At 68.1% G+C, this 16284-nt stretch carries 15 protein-coding genes; 12 read left to right on the top strand and 3 right to left on the bottom strand.

The genetic code is table 11. The features are described from left to right. Positions 1-24 precede the first annotated feature (24 nt). The 4 genes from ACOMD9_RS13330 (at position 25) to ACOMD9_RS13315 (ending at position 3705) form a co-directional block, all read left to right on the top strand. Complete coding sequence (locus ACOMD9_RS13330) at positions 25-621, top strand: LemA family protein (RefSeq protein ID WP_421415668.1); 597 nt, start codon at positions 25-27, stop codon at positions 619-621. 13 nt (positions 622-634) lie between these two features. After that, positions 635-2545: a M48 family metallopeptidase gene (locus tag ACOMD9_RS13325; RefSeq protein ID WP_421415666.1), complete on the top strand. Its 1911-nt coding sequence runs from the start codon at positions 635-637 to the stop codon at positions 2543-2545. Positions 2546-2565: 20 nt separating this feature from the next. Beyond that, positions 2566-2994 carry a VOC family protein gene (locus tag ACOMD9_RS13320; protein ID WP_421415664.1) on the top strand — a complete coding sequence of 143 codons (429 nt, stop codon included), beginning with the start codon at positions 2566-2568 and terminating at the stop codon, positions 2992-2994. A gap of 69 nt (positions 2995-3063) precedes the next feature. Then, entirely contained in the window at positions 3064-3705 is a 642-nt protein-coding gene (locus ACOMD9_RS13315) for a hypothetical protein (RefSeq protein WP_421415663.1), read from the top strand. Between the two features lie 145 nt (positions 3706-3850). Here the strand turns inward: ACOMD9_RS13315 and ACOMD9_RS13310 are convergent, their stop codons facing one another. After that, entirely contained in the window at positions 3851-4057 is a 207-nt protein-coding gene (locus tag ACOMD9_RS13310) for a cold-shock protein (RefSeq protein WP_086511600.1), read from the bottom strand. A 301-nt stretch (positions 4058-4358) separates the two neighbouring features. On the opposite strand from ACOMD9_RS13310, the gene ACOMD9_RS13305 reads away from it, so the two are divergent. Beyond that, on the top strand, positions 4359-5003 hold the full coding sequence (locus ACOMD9_RS13305; RefSeq protein WP_421415661.1) for a LysE family translocator: 645 nt from the start codon (positions 4359-4361) through the stop codon (positions 5001-5003). A gap of 135 nt (positions 5004-5138) precedes the next feature. Here ACOMD9_RS13305 and ACOMD9_RS13300 read toward each other — a convergent pair whose 3' ends face one another. Next, positions 5139-7121, bottom strand: a complete 1983-nt coding sequence (locus ACOMD9_RS13300) for a transglycosylase SLT domain-containing protein (protein WP_421415659.1) — start codon at positions 7119-7121, stop codon at positions 5139-5141. 186 nt (positions 7122-7307) lie between these two features. On the opposite strand from ACOMD9_RS13300, the gene ACOMD9_RS13295 reads away from it, so the two are divergent. The 7 genes from ACOMD9_RS13295 to sixA all read left to right on the top strand — a co-directional run bounded on the left by ACOMD9_RS13295 (position 7308) and on the right by sixA (position 15204). Continuing rightward, positions 7308-7805 (top strand): PaaI family thioesterase, encoded by a 498-nt coding sequence (locus ACOMD9_RS13295; RefSeq protein WP_421415657.1) that lies wholly within the window; start codon positions 7308-7310, stop codon positions 7803-7805. Then, entirely contained in the window at positions 7798-8283 is a 486-nt protein-coding gene (locus ACOMD9_RS13290) for a PaaI family thioesterase (RefSeq protein ID WP_421415656.1), read from the top strand. Before ACOMD9_RS13295 ends, ACOMD9_RS13290 begins: the two co-directional genes overlap by 8 nt. 85 nt (positions 8284-8368) lie before the next feature. After that, the gene (gene htpG / locus ACOMD9_RS13285) at positions 8369-10273 is read left to right on the top strand and encodes a molecular chaperone HtpG (protein WP_421415655.1); all 1905 of its coding nucleotides are present in this window, start codon (positions 8369-8371) and stop codon (positions 10271-10273) included. Between the two features lie 243 nt (positions 10274-10516). Further along, complete coding sequence (locus ACOMD9_RS13280; RefSeq protein WP_421415653.1) at positions 10517-12088, top strand: Re/Si-specific NAD(P)(+) transhydrogenase subunit alpha; 1572 nt, start codon at positions 10517-10519, stop codon at positions 12086-12088. Positions 12089-12105: 17 nt separating this feature from the next. Next, on the top strand, positions 12106-13548 hold the full coding sequence (locus ACOMD9_RS13275) for an NAD(P)(+) transhydrogenase (Re/Si-specific) subunit beta (RefSeq protein WP_421415652.1): 1443 nt from the start codon (positions 12106-12108) through the stop codon (positions 13546-13548). A 113-nt stretch (positions 13549-13661) separates the two neighbouring features. Next, positions 13662-14729, top strand: coding sequence for an NAD(P)H-dependent glycerol-3-phosphate dehydrogenase (locus ACOMD9_RS13270; RefSeq protein WP_421415650.1), 1068 nt, complete (start codon positions 13662-13664; stop codon positions 14727-14729). Beyond that, positions 14722-15204, top strand: a complete 483-nt coding sequence (sixA, locus tag ACOMD9_RS13265; RefSeq protein ID WP_421415647.1) for a phosphohistidine phosphatase SixA — start codon at positions 14722-14724, stop codon at positions 15202-15204. The genes ACOMD9_RS13270 and sixA overlap by 8 nt, the downstream gene beginning before the upstream one ends. Here the strand turns inward: sixA and ACOMD9_RS13260 are convergent. Then, positions 15201-16148 carry an AEC family transporter gene (locus ACOMD9_RS13260; protein WP_421415645.1) on the bottom strand — a complete coding sequence of 316 codons (948 nt, stop codon included), beginning with the start codon at positions 16146-16148 and terminating at the stop codon, positions 15201-15203. The genes sixA and ACOMD9_RS13260 overlap by 4 nt on opposite strands. Between the last annotated feature and the right edge of the window lie 136 nt (positions 16149-16284).

Raw genomic sequence — 16284 nt, 5'->3', positions numbered from 1 at the left:
CTTCCCTCGCACAAGGAGCTGACAATGGGACTTACGACGATCGTGTTGCTGGTGGTTGTGGCCTTCCTGCTGATCTACGGGGTGGCCATCTACAATCGCCTGGTGACGCTCAAGAACCGCTACAGCAACGCTTTCGCCCAGATCGAAGTGCAGCTCAAGCGCCGCTATGACCTGATTCCCAACCTGGTGGAGACGGCGAAGGCCTACATGAGCCACGAGCGCGAGACCCTTCAGGCGGTCACCGAGGCGCGCAACGTCGCCCTCTCCGGTCTGAGGGCCGCCGCTGCGCACCCTGGCGAGCCCGGGCCCATGGCCGAGCTGGCCGGGGCCGAGGGTGCCCTGGGGGCCGCGCTGGGCCGCCTCAACGTGGTGATGGAGGCGTATCCCGACCTCAAGGCCTCGGAGAACATGCGTCAGCTCAGCGAGACCCTGACCAGCACCGAGAACCGGGTCGCCTTCGCCCGCCAGGCCTTCAACGATGCCGTCATGCAGTACAACACCTACCGGCAGCGGTTTCCTGCGGTGCTGCTGGCCGGCCCCCTGGGCCATCGCGAGGACGCCGCGCTGCTGGAGTTCGAGGACAGCGCCGAGATCCAGGCCGCGCCCCGCGTAAGCTTCTGAGGGGGCCTGCAGCATGGATTTCTTCGAGGCCCAGGATCATGCCCGGCGGCTGACCGGCCGGCTGGTCGGCCTGCTGCTGCTGTCCGTGGTGGCACTGATCGTCGTCGCGTCACTGGTCGTGGCCCTGGCGGTGGTGGTGCTCGATGGCCAGGCCGGCGGCGACCCCCTGGCACGCGCCCTGTCCCCCCGCCTGCTGGGTGGCGTGGCGGCGGCGGTGATCCTGGTGGTGGCGGTGGGTAGCCTGGGACGCCATCTTCAGCTGCGCGCCGGTGGCAGTGCGGTGGCCGAGGCGCTGGGAGGGCGGCCGCTCAACCTGCAGACCCGTGACGCGAACGAACGCCGCCTGCTCAACGTCGTCGAGGAGATGGCCATCGCCGCCGGCATGCCGGTACCGTCGGTCTATCTGCTGGAGGATCCCGCCATCAACGCCTTCGCCGCCGGCCATGATGCCCATGATGCGGCCATCGGCGTCACCCGTGGCGCCATCGAGACCCTCGGGCGCGACGAACTGCAGGGCGTGATCGCCCACGAGTTCAGCCATATCCTTCACGGCGACATGCGCCTCAACCTTCGCCTGGTGGCACTGCTCCACGGCATCCTGGTAATCGGCCTGATCGGCCACATGCTGCTGCGTGGCGCCGCGCTGGGGTCGAGGCGACGCGTTCGTTCCCGGCGCGGCAATGGCCATGCCGTGGTGCTGGGGCTGGGCGCGGCACTGATGGCGGTGGGCTATGTCGGTACCCTGTGCGGCAACCTGATCAAGGCAGCGGTGAGTCGCCAGCGCGAGTTCCTTGCCGACGCCAGCGCCGTGCAGTACACCCGTAACCCCGACGGCATCGGCGGGGCATTGAAGAAGCTCGCCGCCCACTCGGCCGGTTCCCGACTCGGCGCCGCCAATGCCGAGGAGTTCAGCCATCTCTACTTCGGCCGCGGGGTGGCAGCCATGAGCCGGCTGACGGCGACCCACCCGCCGCTGGAGCAGCGGATCCGCCGGGTGCTGCCTCACTGGGACGGAAGCCTGCCGACGCCGACGACCCGCCCGGCAGCGCCCCCCGAGCCCGAGCCCCCGACGACCGCCGGTGCGGCCCTGGCCGCCGCGGTGGTGGCCAGCGTCGGCCGGCCCGATGCGCATGACATTGCCCGGGCCCGTGCCCGGCTCGCCACGATCGAGCCACAGCTGATCGAGGCCGCCCATGAGCCCTTCGCTGCCCGGGCCCTGGTCTACGGTATCCTGATGGGCGCCGACCCGGAGAGTCACGAGAGCCAGCGCCTCGCCCTGGCCAGCCAGGCGCTGCCCGAGGTGCTGGTCGAGCTGGATCGGCTCGCCGAGCCCCTGGCGCGACTCGCCCCCGGGCACCGGCTGCCGCTCATCGAGCTGGCATTGCCGGTACTGCGCCAGCTCTCCGCCGCCCAGTTCGCCGGCTTTCGTGCCTGCCTCGTCCGGCTGATGGCGATCGAGACCCGTCCGGGCGCCCTGCAGTGGGCGCTGCACCGGCTGGTCATCCAGGGTATCGAGGGCGAGCGCAGGGCCCGGCGCGACCGTCACCCGGGACAACTGGCGGGGCCGCTCTCGCTGCTGCTCTCGACCCTGGCGCTGGCCGGCCATGATCGGCAGGCAGCCCGGTGCGCGGTCGACCGGGCTGCCGATGTCCTGGGGGTCGAGCTGAGCTTCGTGCCCGAGCCGGCCCAGGCGGCGGACCTGGACTGGGCCATGGAACGGCTGGTCCGCCTGGTCCAGGCCGAGCGGGCATCGTTGCTGGCGGCCATGACGCGATGCGTGGAACACGATGGACGGGTCGCGCCCGAACAGGCGGAGTTGCTGCAAGCCGTGGCCTGGACCCTCGGCTGTCCCTTGCCCGGCCCCGACCGCGCCGGGCTGGCCAGCCAGGCTGTACCGCGGCATGATGGAGAACACGAATCATGACCACTGCTGGAGGAACCGCGATGCTCACCCCCTTTCACCTCGCCGTACAGGTGCGTGACCTGGCCGAGGCCCGACGCTTCTATGGCGAGCTGCTGGGCTGCCCGGAAGGCCGCTCCAGCGACAGCTGGGTCGACTTCAACCTCTTCGGCCACCAGTTCGTCTGTCACCTGAATCCGGCCCTGGGCGAGCGGGGCATCGACGATCACCGCAACCCCGTGGACGGCCACGGCGTGCCGGTGCCGCACTTCGGCGTGGTGCTGGAGATGGCGGACTGGGAGGCGCTGGTCGATCGGCTCACCGGCGCCGGGGTGCGCTTCGAGATCGAGCCCTACATCCGCTTCCGCGGCGAGCCCGGCGAGCAGGCCACCATGTTCTTCCGCGATCCCAGCGGCAACGCCATCGAGTTCAAGGCGTTCCGTGACATCGCCGGCCAGCTGTTCGCCACCTGAATCCCGGCCCCGTCTTGCGAGCCGGTCGACGCTCTGGTGCAATGTCCCCCTTTCTTCAGGAGACAGAGGATGGCGATGAAACCCTGGATACCTCTGGTGGCTGTCCTGGCACTCTCCCTTGGACTTGCCGGCTGCGGTAACGGCGATGACGCGTCAGATCCCGCCGAGGCCGAGGAAACCCGGGAGGCGGAGGCGCCCGCTGCCGAGATGGACGACGACGAGCCCGCCGCCGCCGAGCCGCCTCCGCCCGCCGACACCGATCAGACGCTGGAGGGCGAGCCCGAGTTGGATGCCGATGCCGAAACGCTCGGCGAGTCGCCCGACAGCACCCTGGGAGACGACGAGTCGCTCCCCGGGGAGACCACCCGTGATGATGTCGACGCCATCATCGAGGAGCAGGAGCGCCGCTTCGAGGAGGCGAGCCGCCGCATCGACGAGCAGTTCGAGGAGGCTGAGCAGGAGACGCCCGAATTCGAGCCCATGGACGATCCGCTCGACCTCGAGGCTTCCGGCGATCCCCTGGGCGAGCCGGGCGACACCCGCCTGGACGAGGAGGCTGCCCAGGCCGGCGAGCCCACCAGCCGTGATATCGATGCCATCATCGAGGAGCAGGAGCGGCGTTTCGAGGAAGCCCAGCGCCAGCTGGAAGAGCAGTTCGAGGAAGTGGAGCAGGACAGGATCGAGTTCGAGCCCATGGAGATCGAGGAGTGAGTCGAGCTCCCGGTGGGACGCCACGAAAAAGGCCCACCTTCGAGGTGGGCCTTCCTGTTGCGGGCTGCAGCACTCCGATTGGCGATGTCGTCCTCAGACGGGGTCGGCAACCAGCTGCAACGCCGGGGCGCGAGGGAGGGCTCCCTCAGTTGGCGACCCGGATGTTGGAGGCCTGAAGGCCCTTCTTGCCCTGGGTGACCTCGAAGGTGACCTTCTGGCCGTCCTGCAGGGTCTTGAAGCCTTCAGCCTGGATCTCGGAGAAGTGCGCGAACAGGTCATCACCGCCGTCGTCCGGAGAGATGAAGCCGTAGCCCTTGGTGTCGTTGAACCACTTGACAGTGCCAGTTGCCATTGTCGATTTCCTTAACATACTGTAATGATCGTGCCGGGCACACGATGCCGTATCGAGCGCCCCAAGTGCGTGGGCAAGACAAGGAAGAAGTTCGCACTGGGTGTATCGAAGGAATCGAAGTACAACTGACGACTTTTTACTTGCTGACCAACGCAGCGGATGTTGCACCGTCACCCCGATTGCGTCAATCGGGCTGTCGCAGGGGAACGTTGCAACCGCCCGCAAGCTCACTGTAGATGGAAACCCCACACGCGTCCAGCACCTGTCGGCCGCCTTCCCGATCCCTTGCTAGAGTCCCTGGATGTTCATCGATGCGCACTTCTGGCCCTTCCTGGTGGCCATCACCCTGCTGACCATGAGCCCGGGTGTCGATACCCTGCTGGTGATCCGCAATACCGCCCGTGGCGGCGTCCGAGACGGCATCCTCACCAGCCTGGCGATCTGCGCCGGGCTCTTCGTGCATGCCGCCGTCTCGGCGTTGGGGATCTCGCTGATCCTGCTGCAGTCCGCCTGGGCCTTCGGCCTGCTGAAGCTGGCCGGCGCCGCCTACCTGGTCTGGCTGGGGGTGAGCAGCCTGCTCGCCGCCCGCCGGGGCCGGGGGTTGCCGGTCGCCGGCGTCGACACCGGGCGCAGCGCCGTCCCGGCATGGCAGCCGCTGCGGGAAGGGTTCCTGTCCAACGTGCTCAACCCCAAGACGGTGGTCTTCTACATGGCCTTCCTGCCCCAGTTCGTCGCCCCGGGGGATCCGGCGCTGCTCAAGTCGCTGTGGCTGGCGGGCGTGCACTTCGTGATCGCCAACCTGTGGCAGATCGCCATCGTGCTGATGGTGGGGAGCGCCGGGCGCTGGCTGGCCAGCCGCGCCTTCGCCAGATGGCTCAACGCGGTGACCGGCGGGGTGCTGGTGGCCTTCGGCGTCAAGCTGGCGCTGGAGCGCCAGCCCGGCTAACGCCGGGAGCTTGAAGCTGGAAGAGCGCCGCTTTGCGGCTGGAAGCTGAAAGGCGATGTGTTTCCTCCAGCCCTCGGATCCAGGGTTTTCTTCTAGCTTCAGGCTTATACCTTCCAGCTCCCGGCGAAGTCCGGGTCAGTTGCGGGCCAGTAGCGAGCGATCGTAACGCACCGACTTCTCCGCCTGGCTCAGCATCGCCACCCCCTCGCTGTTGCCGCCGTTGGCCAGGCTCTCGAAGATCGCCCGGTAGGCGAGCACCGCCTGCACATAGTTGCGGGTCTCGCGGAAGGGGATGCTCTCGACGAAAAGGTCGAACTCCTCCGGGGCGTCGCGCAACCAGCGGTCGACGCGCCCGGGGCCGGCGTTGTAGGCGGCGGTGGCGGCCAGGCGGTTACCGCGGTAGCGGTCGAGCATGTCGCGGATGTAGGTGCTGCCGAGGCGAATGTTGAGTTGCGGATCGAGCACGCCGTAGGGGCCCGGGTCGCTGATGCCGAGCTGGCGGCTGAGCTGGGTGGCGGTGCCCGGCATCAGCTGCATCAGGCCGCGGGCGCCGGCGGGTGAGAGCGCCTCGGGGTTGTAGGCACTCTCGCGGCGGGCGATGCCCATCAGCAGGTAGGGGTCGACGCCGGTCTCGCGGCCCCAGTGCAGGAAGTGCTCGCGGTAGGCCTCGGGGAAGCGCCAGTCCAGGGCATCCCACATCCGCCCGGTGATGGTGGTCTGCACCAGCTTCGCGTGCCAGCCCCGGCGCTGGGCATGGTCGGCCAGGGCACGGGCTTCCCGGGGCGTGGCCCGGGCCACGGCGGCGTACCATTCGCTGTTGGCCAGGCCCTGTTCGCCGATGCGCACCAGCGCCTCGGTGCGCTGCACGGCCGGCCAGCGGGCGACCTGTTCACGGAAGCTGTCGTCGAAGCCGTTGCGTTCCAGGTTCAGGGCGTAGGGTCGGCCCAGGCGGTCGGCGGCGGCGAAGCCGAAGAAACTGCGGCCACCGGCCGCGGCCGCATAGGCGGTCTCTGCCGTGGCCGTGTCGCCGAGCTGTTCCAGCGCCCGGCCCAGCCAGTACTGCCAGCGGGCCTCCTGGCGTGGCTCGTCGGGCATGCGGTGCACCCAGTCGACGACGCCTCGCCAGTCGCGCTCGGCGAGGGCAGTACGCACCCGCAGCTCGAGCAGTTCGGCGTCGGGTAGCCCCACCAGGGTCTCGTCGACCCAGCCGCGGTTCTGGCGGATGTCCCGCACCAGCGAGTAGAAGGCCAGGTCGCGTTCGATGCCGCGACGACTGGCAGCGTCGAGTTCCAGGTGCGGGGCGACCTTGCGCCACGCCTCCAGCGCGGCCTCGGTATCGGCGCGGGTAAAACCATGCATGGCGGCCGCGAACAGCGCGCTGCTGCCCTGGCAATCCGGACCGATGCAGCGAGGCACCCGGGTGATGGCGGCATAGTCCTTCTGCAGCCGCTCGAGGGCATCCCGGCCCTCCTGCCAGCGGCTGCCCAGCATCCTGCCCAGGTAGGCCTGCAATCCTCTCTCGCCGGCCTGCCAGGCGAGCATCTTGCGCTCCCAGACCTCACGCTCGCCGATCTCGTGGTTCTCGCGGAGTGCCCGGAACAGGGTGTCGCAGGCGTCCGGCTGCGAGCGGCCGACGAGCCACAGTTCGCGGCCGCCGGCGGCGGCTGCCCGCGGATCGGAGCCGAGCAGGGCCGTATAGTAGTAGCACTGGCGTGCGGTCCCCTCGGGCACACCATCGGCCACCGCCAGCAGGCTACCGTAGCGCCCGGCGTGGCCGTACTGGGCAATGGCCTGGCCGCGCATCCACTCGCTGAGGGGGGAATCCGCGTGGCGCTCGATGAAGTCGAGCACCTGGCCCGGCTCGGCCTGGGGCAGACGCTCGCGGAGGCGGTGGTACTCCACGTAGCCGGCCAGCGGGTGGCCCTCGATGGCCGCCTGGTCGATCTTCCGCCACTCCTGGTTGCGGGCGGCCTCCAGGGCGTCGCGCATGGCACGGTCGTCGCCCAGGGCCATGGGGCTTCCCAGCGATAGTGACAGGGGGAGTGACAGTGTCAGGGCGGTCAGCAGGGAGCCGACGCGCCGGACGCCGCGCGTCATGAGGGGGTGACGATGGCGCATAGGGGAGGCCTCCGTGAGCAAACACCAACTCACCGTATCCTGGCTTATCCATGAGCCCTTGGGTAGGGGGAAAGGGGGAAAGAGTGCACACCGTCGGCAGCTGGCCACCTTGTGTATCGGGGGAGGGGGGATTAGGCTGGCAGTGACCGTATCAAACGCTTGTTGGAATTCCAGGAGGAACCCGGCGTGACGCCCCATCCCGATCATTCCCCGGAAGCCTGGCGCCGGGCGCTGACCCGCTTCGTGACGGTGATCCCCCACACCCGCGAGCTGGGCCTCGAGGTGCTGGAGGTGACGGCCGAGCGGACGTTGATGCGCCTGCCGTGGTGCGATGCCCTGCTGGGCGACAGCCAGCGTGGCCTGGTGCACGGTGGCGTGCTGACCATGCTGCTGGATACCGCCTGTGGCTCGGCGGTGCTGCGTGCGCTGCCGGCACCGGAGGTATGTCCCACCCTGGACCTGCGCATCGATCACTTCCGCCCCGCGGTAGCCGGCAGGGCGATCCTCGCCGAAGCCCGGGTGGTCCGGGTCACCGCCTCGGTGGTCTTCACCGAGGGCATGCTCTGGCAGGAGGAGGGGGTCCCGGTGGCCAGGGGGATCGGCAACTTCATGCGCCTGGGGGCACGCAACACGCCCCCCGGCCTGGCCGAGGCGCTGTTCTCGGAGGAGGCACCTCATGCCTGAAGGCTTCGACGACGTGCAGTGGCTGGAGAGGACCCGGGCCGATGCCGACGTGGCCGCCTGGCTGGGGCTGATCCCCTATGCGCGACGCATCGGCGTCTCGGCGCTGCCCGACCCCGATGGCGAAGGCCTGCTGTTCCGGCTCGAGCCGGAACCCGGGAACGTGGGCAACGTGCTGTTGCCGGCGCTGCATGGCGGGGTGGTGGCCGCCTTCATGGAGACCGCTGCGACCCTGGACCTGCTGCTGGCGACACGTTCGCCGCGGCTGCCCCACGTCGTCGACCTCTCCATCGACTACCTGCGTACCGCGCGGGTGGTGCCCACCCTGGCGCGCTGCCGCATGCTGCGCGAGGGCCGTCGCCTGGCCAATGTCCAGGTCTCGGCCTGGCAGCAGGACGAGGCGCAGCCGGTGGCCACGGCCCGGTTGCACTTCGTGCTGGCCGACCCCGTCCAGCGACGCGCCGCCCAGCCGGGTGGTTGAAAAGGCGGCCCCTGTCCCCATATCGACGCAAGTGATCAACCCGGTGGCATCGCCACCCTGACATGTCGATGAGGGTCCGAGACACATGACCACTGCCACGCATGAAGAAACCCTCGGCTTTCAGACCGAGGTCAAGCAGCTGCTGCACCTGATGATCCACTCCCTTTACTCCAACCGGGAGATCTTCCTGCGCGAGCTGATTTCCAACGCCGCCGATGCCTGCGACAAGCTGCGCTACGCGGCGCTGGACAACGACGCGCTCTACGAGGGCGACAGCGAGCTGCGCATCGAGATCGACCACGATGCCGAGGCGGGCACCGTGACCGTGCGCGACAACGGCATCGGCATGAGCCGCGACGAGGTGATCGAGAACCTCGGGACCATTGCCCGCTCCGGTACCGCGGAGTTCCTCAAGCAGCTCTCCGGCGAGCAGCAGAAGGATGCCAGGCTGATCGGCCAGTTCGGTGTCGGCTTCTACTCCTCCTTCATCGTCGCCGACGATGTCACGGTGCGCACGCGCAAGGCCGGTAGCGCCACCGACGCGGGTGTCGAGTGGCACTCGAAGGGTGAGGGCGAGTTCACCGTCGCCGATATCGAACGCCCGGCCCATGGTACCGAGATCGTCCTGCACCTGAAGGAGGATGCCCGCGAGTTCGCCGACGACTTCCGCCTGCAGAGCCTGGTGCGCAAGTACTCCGACCACATCGAGGTGCCGGTGCGCATGCCCAGGGTCGAGAAGGCCCGCGATGAGGAGGGCAAGGAGATCGAGGGCAGCGAGACCACGACCTGGGAGACGGTCAACGAGGCCACCGCCCTCTGGGTGCGGCCCAAGAGCGAGATCTCCGACGACGAGTACCAGGCCTTCTACAAGCACGTGGCCCACGACTTCAGCGATCCGCTGACCTGGAGCCACAACAAGGTCGAGGGCAAGCTCGAGTACACCAGCCTGCTCTACGTGCCCGGCCGCGCACCCTTCGACCTCTATGAGCGCGACGGCGCCCGCGGCGTGAAGCTCTACGTGCAGCGCGTCTTCATCATGGACGACGCCGAGCAGTTCCTGCCGCTCTACCTGCGCTTCATCAAGGGCGTGCTCGACACCCGCGACCTGTCGCTCAACGTCTCCCGGGAGCTGCTGCAGCAGGATCCCAAGGTCGAGAAGATCAAGTCCGCCCTGACCAAGCGGGCCCTGGACATGCTCAAGAAGCTGGCCAAGGACAAGGAGGCCTACCAGACCTTCTGGAACACCTTCGGCAGCGTGCTCAAGGAGGGCCCGGCGGAGGACTACGCCAACCGCGAGAAGATCGCCGGTCTGCTGCGCTTCTCCACCACCCACACCGACAGCGCCACCCAGGACCAGTCGCTGGCCGACTACGTCTCGCGCATGAAGGAGGGACAGGAGAAGATCTACTACATCGTCGCCGAGGGCTTCAACGCGGCCAAGTCGAGCCCCCACCTGGAGATCTTCCGCAAGAAGGGCATCGAGGTACTGCTGCTGCATGATCGCATCGACGAGTGGCTGATGAGCCACCTGACCGAGTTCGAGGGCAGGCAGTTCGCCGACGTGGCCAAGGGCGATCTCGACCTCGGTGACGTCGAGGGCGAGGAGGAGAAGAAGGTCCAGGAGGAGACCGCCAAGGCCAAGGAGGCCCTGGTCAAGCGGGTCAAGGAGGCGCTCGGCGAGCAGGCCCAGGAGGTGCGGGTCACCCATCGCCTCACCGATTCACCTGCCTGCGTGGTGCTGCCGCAGCACGAGATGGGCTACCAGATGCGTCGCATCATGGAGGCCGCCGGGCAGCCACTGCCCGAGGTCAAGCCGATCCTCGAGCTGAACCCGGCGCACCCGCTGGTCGAGCGGCTGGAGGGAGTGGAAGGCGAGGCCTTCGACGACCTGGCTCATGTGCTGCTGGACCAGGCGATCATCGCCGAGGGTGGCCATCTCGACGACCCGGCGGCTTATGTCCGGCGTCTCAACGGCCTGCTGACCGCCTGATGTCGAGAGGCGGGTTTCCCGCCCCGGTAAGTGCTCACCAACCCCGCGGGCATTGGATGCCGGCGGGGTTGTCGTTTCCGGGGGCGACGCTTCGGCTCCCTGGCCGCGACAGGCTGTCGCGTCGGCCTTGATCCGTTCGCCACGGTGTGCTGCTCTATAACGTTCTGGTTCACAGCAGACGATCCTCGACGCCCCGGGCGTCGAGGATCGCCTGCCCGGCAGCCTGCATCGAGGAGAACAAACGTGAAGATCGGCGCACCTAAGGAGAGTGCCGCGGGGGAAGCGCGTGTCGCGCTGACCCCGGAGAGCGCGCAGCAGATCCAGAAACTGGGCCATGAGTGTCTCGTGGAGAGCGGGGCCGGTGAGTCCGCAGGCTTCGACGACGATGCCTACCGCGAGGCGGGGGTCACCGTCGTCGATGGGGCCGAGGCACTCTGGAACGAGGCCGAAGTGGTCATCAAGGTACGTGAGCCCTCCGAGGAGGAGGCCGCTCGCCTGCGCCAGGGGCAGACGCTGATCGCCTTCTTCTGGCCGGCCCAGAACGAGGCGTTGCTGGAGATGTGCCGGGCCCAGGGAGCCACGGTCATCGCCATGGACATGGTGCCGCGCATCTCGCGCGCCCAGAAGATGGATGCGCTCTCGAGCATGGCCAACATCGCCGGCTACCGGGCGGTGATCGAGGCGGGCAACCACTTCGGGCGCTTCTTCACCGGCCAGGTGACGGCCGCCGGCAAGGTGCCGCCGGCCAAGGTGCTGGTGGTCGGTGCCGGGGTGGCGGGCCTCGCGGCCATCGGCACGGCGACCAGCCTGGGGGCGGTGGTGCGTGCCTTCGACGTGCGCCCCGAAGTCGCCGAGCAGATCGAATCCATGGGGGCCGAGTTCCTGTTCCTCGACTTCGACGAGAGCCAGGACGGCTCGGAGACAGGCGGCTATGCCGCGCCCTCGAGCCCCGAGTTCCGCGAGAAGCAGCTGGCCCTGTTCCGCGAGCAGGCGCCGGACGTCGACATCGTCATCACCACGGCGCTGATTCCGGGGCGGCCGGCGCCCAAGCTGTGGCTCGAGGACATGGTCAAGGCCATGAAGCCGGGCTCGGTGATCATCGACCTGGCCGCCGAGAAGGGCGGCAACTGCGACCTGACCGAGGCCGAGAAGAAGGTGGTCACCGACAACGGCGTGACCATCGTCGGCTATACCGACTTCCCCTCGCGAATGGCCACCCAGTCCTCGCTGCTCTATGCCACCAACATCCGCCACATGCTCACCGACCTCACGCCCGAGAAGGATGGCGTGGTCGTGCATGACATGGAGGATGACGTGATCCGTGGCGCCACGGCCACCCATCAGGGCGAGATCACCTTTCCGCCACCGCCGCCCAAGGTGCAGGCCATCGCTGCGGCCAAGCCCAAGCCGAAGGAGAAGGCGCCGACCCCGGAGGAGAAGCGTGCCGCCGAGCATGTCGCCTTCAAGGCCCAGACCAAGCGACAGGCCACGCTGCTTGGTGTGGGTGGCGCCCTGATGCTGCTGCTCGGCCAGATCGCGCCGGCCTCGTTCATGCAGCACTTCATCGTCTTCGTGCTGGCCTGCTTCGTCGGTTTCCAGGTGATCTGGAACGTCAGTCACTCGCTGCACACGCCGCTGATGGCGGTCACCAACGCCATTTCCGGCATCATCATCCTGGGGGCGATCCTGCAGATCGGTTCGGGTAGCGCCATCGTGGTGATACTGGCAGCGATCTCGGTGCTGATCGCAACCATCAATATCGTGGGTGGCTTCCTGGTGACACGCCGGATGCTGGCCATGTTCCAGAAATCCTGAGCGGCGGAGACAGCGACATGTTGGGTCAAGGATTCGTTTCTGCCGCGGCAATCGCGGCAAGTGTACTGTTCATCCTCTCGCTGGGAGGGCTGAGCAACCAGGAGAAGGCCAAGCGGGCCGTCTGGTACGGCATCGTCGGCATGGCCGTGGCGGTGTTCTTCACCGCGCTCGGGCCGGGAATCGGCGGCTACTGGTGGATGATACCGATGGTGATCATCGGGGCGGTGGTCGGCTGGCAGGTGGCCAAGCGGGTGGCCATGACCGAGATGCCGCAGCTGGTGGCGGCGCTGCACAGCTTCGTTGGCCTGGCCGCGGTCTTCGTGGCCTGGAGTGCCGACCTGGAGCGACGTCGCGTGATGGCAGCTCGGGCAGCCGAGGCATCGACCGAGGGCTTCTCGGCCTTCGCCGCCCTGGTGGCCACCAAGGCACCCGACGAGCTGATGTTCCTGCAGCTCGAGGTGGTGTTCGCCATCTTCATCGGCGCGGTGACCTTCACCGGGTCGGTCATCGCCTACGGCAAGCTGGCCGGCAAGGTCGACGGCAAGCCGCGACAGCTGCCCGGCGGCCACATGCTCAATGCCGCGGCGGTGGTGCTCTGCCTGGTGCTGGCGGTCGCCTATGTCTCGGGCGCCGGCTTCTGGACGCTGCTGCTGCTCGCGGCGCTGTCGTTCTTCATCGGCTGGCACCTGATCCTGGGCATCGGCGGGGCCGACATGCCGGTGGTGGTGTCGATGCTCAACAGCTACTCGGGCTGGGCGGCCGCGGCCATCGGCTTCACCCTCTCCAACGACCTGTTGATCGTGACCGGTGCCCTGGTGGGCTCCTCCGGGGCGATTCTCTCCTACATCATGTGCAAGGCGATGAACCGCAACTTCGTCAGCGTGATCCTGGGGGGCTTCGGTGGCACCAAGGGACCGGCGGCCGAGATCGAGGGGGAGCAGGTGGCCATCGATGCCGCCGGCGTGGCCAGCACGCTGAACAACGCCGACAGCGTGATCATCGTGCCGGGCTACGGCATGGCGGTGGCCCAGGCCCAGAATGCGGTGAGCGAGCTGGTGCGCAAGCTGCGCAGCCAGGGCAAGCAGGTCCGCTTCGCCATCCACCCGGTGGCCGGGCGCCTGCCGGGGCACATGAACGTGCTGCTGGCCGAGGCTCGTGTGCCCTACGACATCGTGCTGGAGATGGACGAGATCAACGACGACTTCCCGAGCACGGACGTGGCGATCGTCATCGGCTCCAACGACATCGTCAACCCCGCCGCCCAGGAGGACCCCAACAGCCCCATCGCCGGCATGCCGGTGCTCGAGGTGTGGAAGTCCAGGGTGGTCTTCGTCTGCAAGCGTGGCCAGGGGACGGGCTATTCGGGGATCGAGAATCCGCTGTTCTACAAGGAGAACACGCGCATGCTCTACGGCGACGCCCGGGAGAGCATCGATTCCCTGCTGTCACTGATCGACTGAGGCGATCCTCCCGGACCGAGACGCCGGCCCGGGAGCCCGCTTCACCAGGATACGCCCCTCGACGGGGCGTTTTTCGTTACACTTCTCCCCACAGCCTACTTCCAGGGACGATCATGTCAGAAGATCCGATGCGGGTGGCGGTGCTGGGGGGCGGCAGCTTCGGTACTGCACTCGCCAGCATCGCTGCCGACAATGGCGCCGAGGTGCGCCAGTGGTTGCGCGACCCCGAGCTGGCCGCCCAGATCAACCTCGAGCACCGCAACGGCCGCTATCTGCCCGATTACGCCATCAATCCCTCGGTGGTGGCCTCCACCGACATGGCCGAGGTGCTGCAAGGCGCTGGCCTGGTGCTGGTGGCCATTCCCTCCAAGGCGTTCCGTGACGTGGTGCGCCAGGCGCGGCCCTGGCTGCACGCCGACCAGATCCTGGTCAGTACCACCAAGGGTATCCAGGAGGACGGCTTCAAGCTGATGAGCCGGATCCTCGAGGAGGAGACCGGCTTCACCCATGTCGGCGTGATCTCGGGCCCCAACCTGGCCTCGGAGATCGCCCAGAAGCAGCTCACCGCGACGGTGGTCGCCAGCGACGACCCCGAGACGCGCACTCGCGTACAGACGGCGCTGGGCTGCGATTACTTCCGGGTCTACGCCAGCAATGATCGCCATGGGGTGGAACTCGGCGGGGCGCTCAAGAACATCTACGCCATCGCCGCCGGCATGGCGGCGGCACTGGGCATGGGCGAGAACACCCGCAGCATGCTGATGACCCGGGCACTGGCCGAGATGAGCCGCTTCGCCGTGGATCAGGGCGCCAATCCCATGACGTTCCTGGGCCTCGCTGGCGTGGGCGACCTCATCGTCACCTGCTCGTCGAACCTCTCGCGCAACTACCGCGTGGGCTATGCCCTGGGCGAGGGCCGTACCCTGGACGAGGCGGTCGAGGCGCTGGGCCAGGTGGCAGAGGGGGTCAACACCGTGCGGCTGGTGCGCGACAAGGCGCGCGAGGACGGCGTCTACATGCCGCTCGCCGAGGGGCTCTACCAGGTGCTGTTCGAGGGGGTGCCGGCTCGCGACATGGCGCGCATGCTGATGCTCGGCGAGCAGAGCAGCGACGTGGAGTTCATCCTCTCCCGCGAGGACGTGCAGCAGGCCCATCGGGACTCCGGGGTGCAGGATGGCTGAGCGGCTGCTGATCATGCGTCACGGCGAGGCGGCGCCGGGCCACCCGGATCCGCAGCGTCCCCTCACCGCGCAGGGCAGGCGAGAGGTCACTCGCGTGGCCGGCTGGCTGGCAGGCCGGGATGACCTCCCGGTTGCCCGCCTGCGACTGCTGGCGAGCCCCTATGTGCGTGCGCAACAGACCGCGGAGCTGGTCGCCGGGACCCTGGGCTGCAAGATCGAGTCGCTGTCTATCATCACCCCCGACGACCCACCCGCGGCGGTGGTCGACTGGCTGCTGGAGCAGGAGGGGGACGGGCCGTTGCTGGTGGTCAGCCACATGCCGCTGGTCGGTGCTCTCACGGGGCTGCTGGTGGAAGGGCGAGCCGAGCGCGGTCATGGCTTTCCCACCGCCGCGGTGGCCGAGCTGGAGGCCGATGTGCTGGCCGCCGGCTGCGCGAGGCTGGTGCGTTTCACGTCCCCGGTGGACCTCGCCTAGATCAACCCGGCGGCCTTCAGGCCGAAGACGCCCAGGGTGATGGTCAGGCTGGCCATCAGGGTCGTCAGGGCGATGATATTGGCGGCCAGGGTGGCGTTGCCGCCCATGGCCTTGACCATCACGAAGCTGGCTGCGGCCGTGGGACTGGCGAAGAACAGGAACAGCAGGCCCAGTTCGCGGCCCTCGAAACCCACCAGCCAGGCGGCTGCGGTAGCCAGTACTGGCACCGTGACCATCTTCATCAGGCTGGCTCCCGTGGCCAGCCGCCCCGAGGAGCGGATCGCCCCCAGCGACAGGGTGGCGCCGATGCAGATCAGCGCCAGTGGCAGGGTCAGCGAGGCGAAGTACTCACCCGTGGTCATCAGCCATCCGGGCAGGCCCAGCCCCAGTGCCGCTACCGGCACGGCCACCACCACGGCCAGGATCAGTGGATTCCTTGCGATATTCACGGCGATGCTGCGCCAGTCGGTCCGTTGGCCCTCCTGGTAGCTGGCCAGCGCGATCACCGAGAGGGCGTTGTAGGCGAGGATCACCACGCCGAGCAGCAGCCCGCCGGCGGAGAGCCCATAATCGCCGTACATGCCGGCGGCCAGTGCCAGGGCAACGATGCCGCCGTTCCCGCGAAAGGCGCCCTGGACGTAGACCCCACGCTCCTCGTAGGGCACGCGCAGGAGCGCCCACCCCCAGCTCAGCAGGAAGCTGCCCAGGGTGGCCAGGGCGAAGAAGCCGAGCAGCCTGGGGTTGAGGGTGGCATCGAGGTCGGCCTTGATGATGCTGAGGAAGACCAGGGCCGGCATGGTGCCCTTGAACACCAGCTGGGACGCGGTGGAGATGAAGGCCTGGTCGATCCAGCCGAAGCGCTTGAGGCCCAGGCCGACGAACACCATGGCGAAGACCGGCAGGGTGACTTCCAGGGTGCCGAGAAAGACCTCGAGCAGCCCCATCAGCGCGCCAGCCACAGGCCGACGACGATGGCGGCGATCACGGTGACGAAGAAGAGGCGATTGCGAAGGCGGGTGTCGCGGGGCTTGGGCACGGTCACTCCAGGTGAGGATTCATGGGGCGAGGATGAAACAAGTG

Source organism: Halomonas terrestris (assembly GCF_049166755.1).
Taxonomy (GTDB): domain Bacteria; phylum Pseudomonadota; class Gammaproteobacteria; order Pseudomonadales; family Halomonadaceae; genus Halomonas.
Note: the sequence above shows the minus strand (reverse complement) of the source record. Positions and strands in the feature narration are given on the sequence as shown.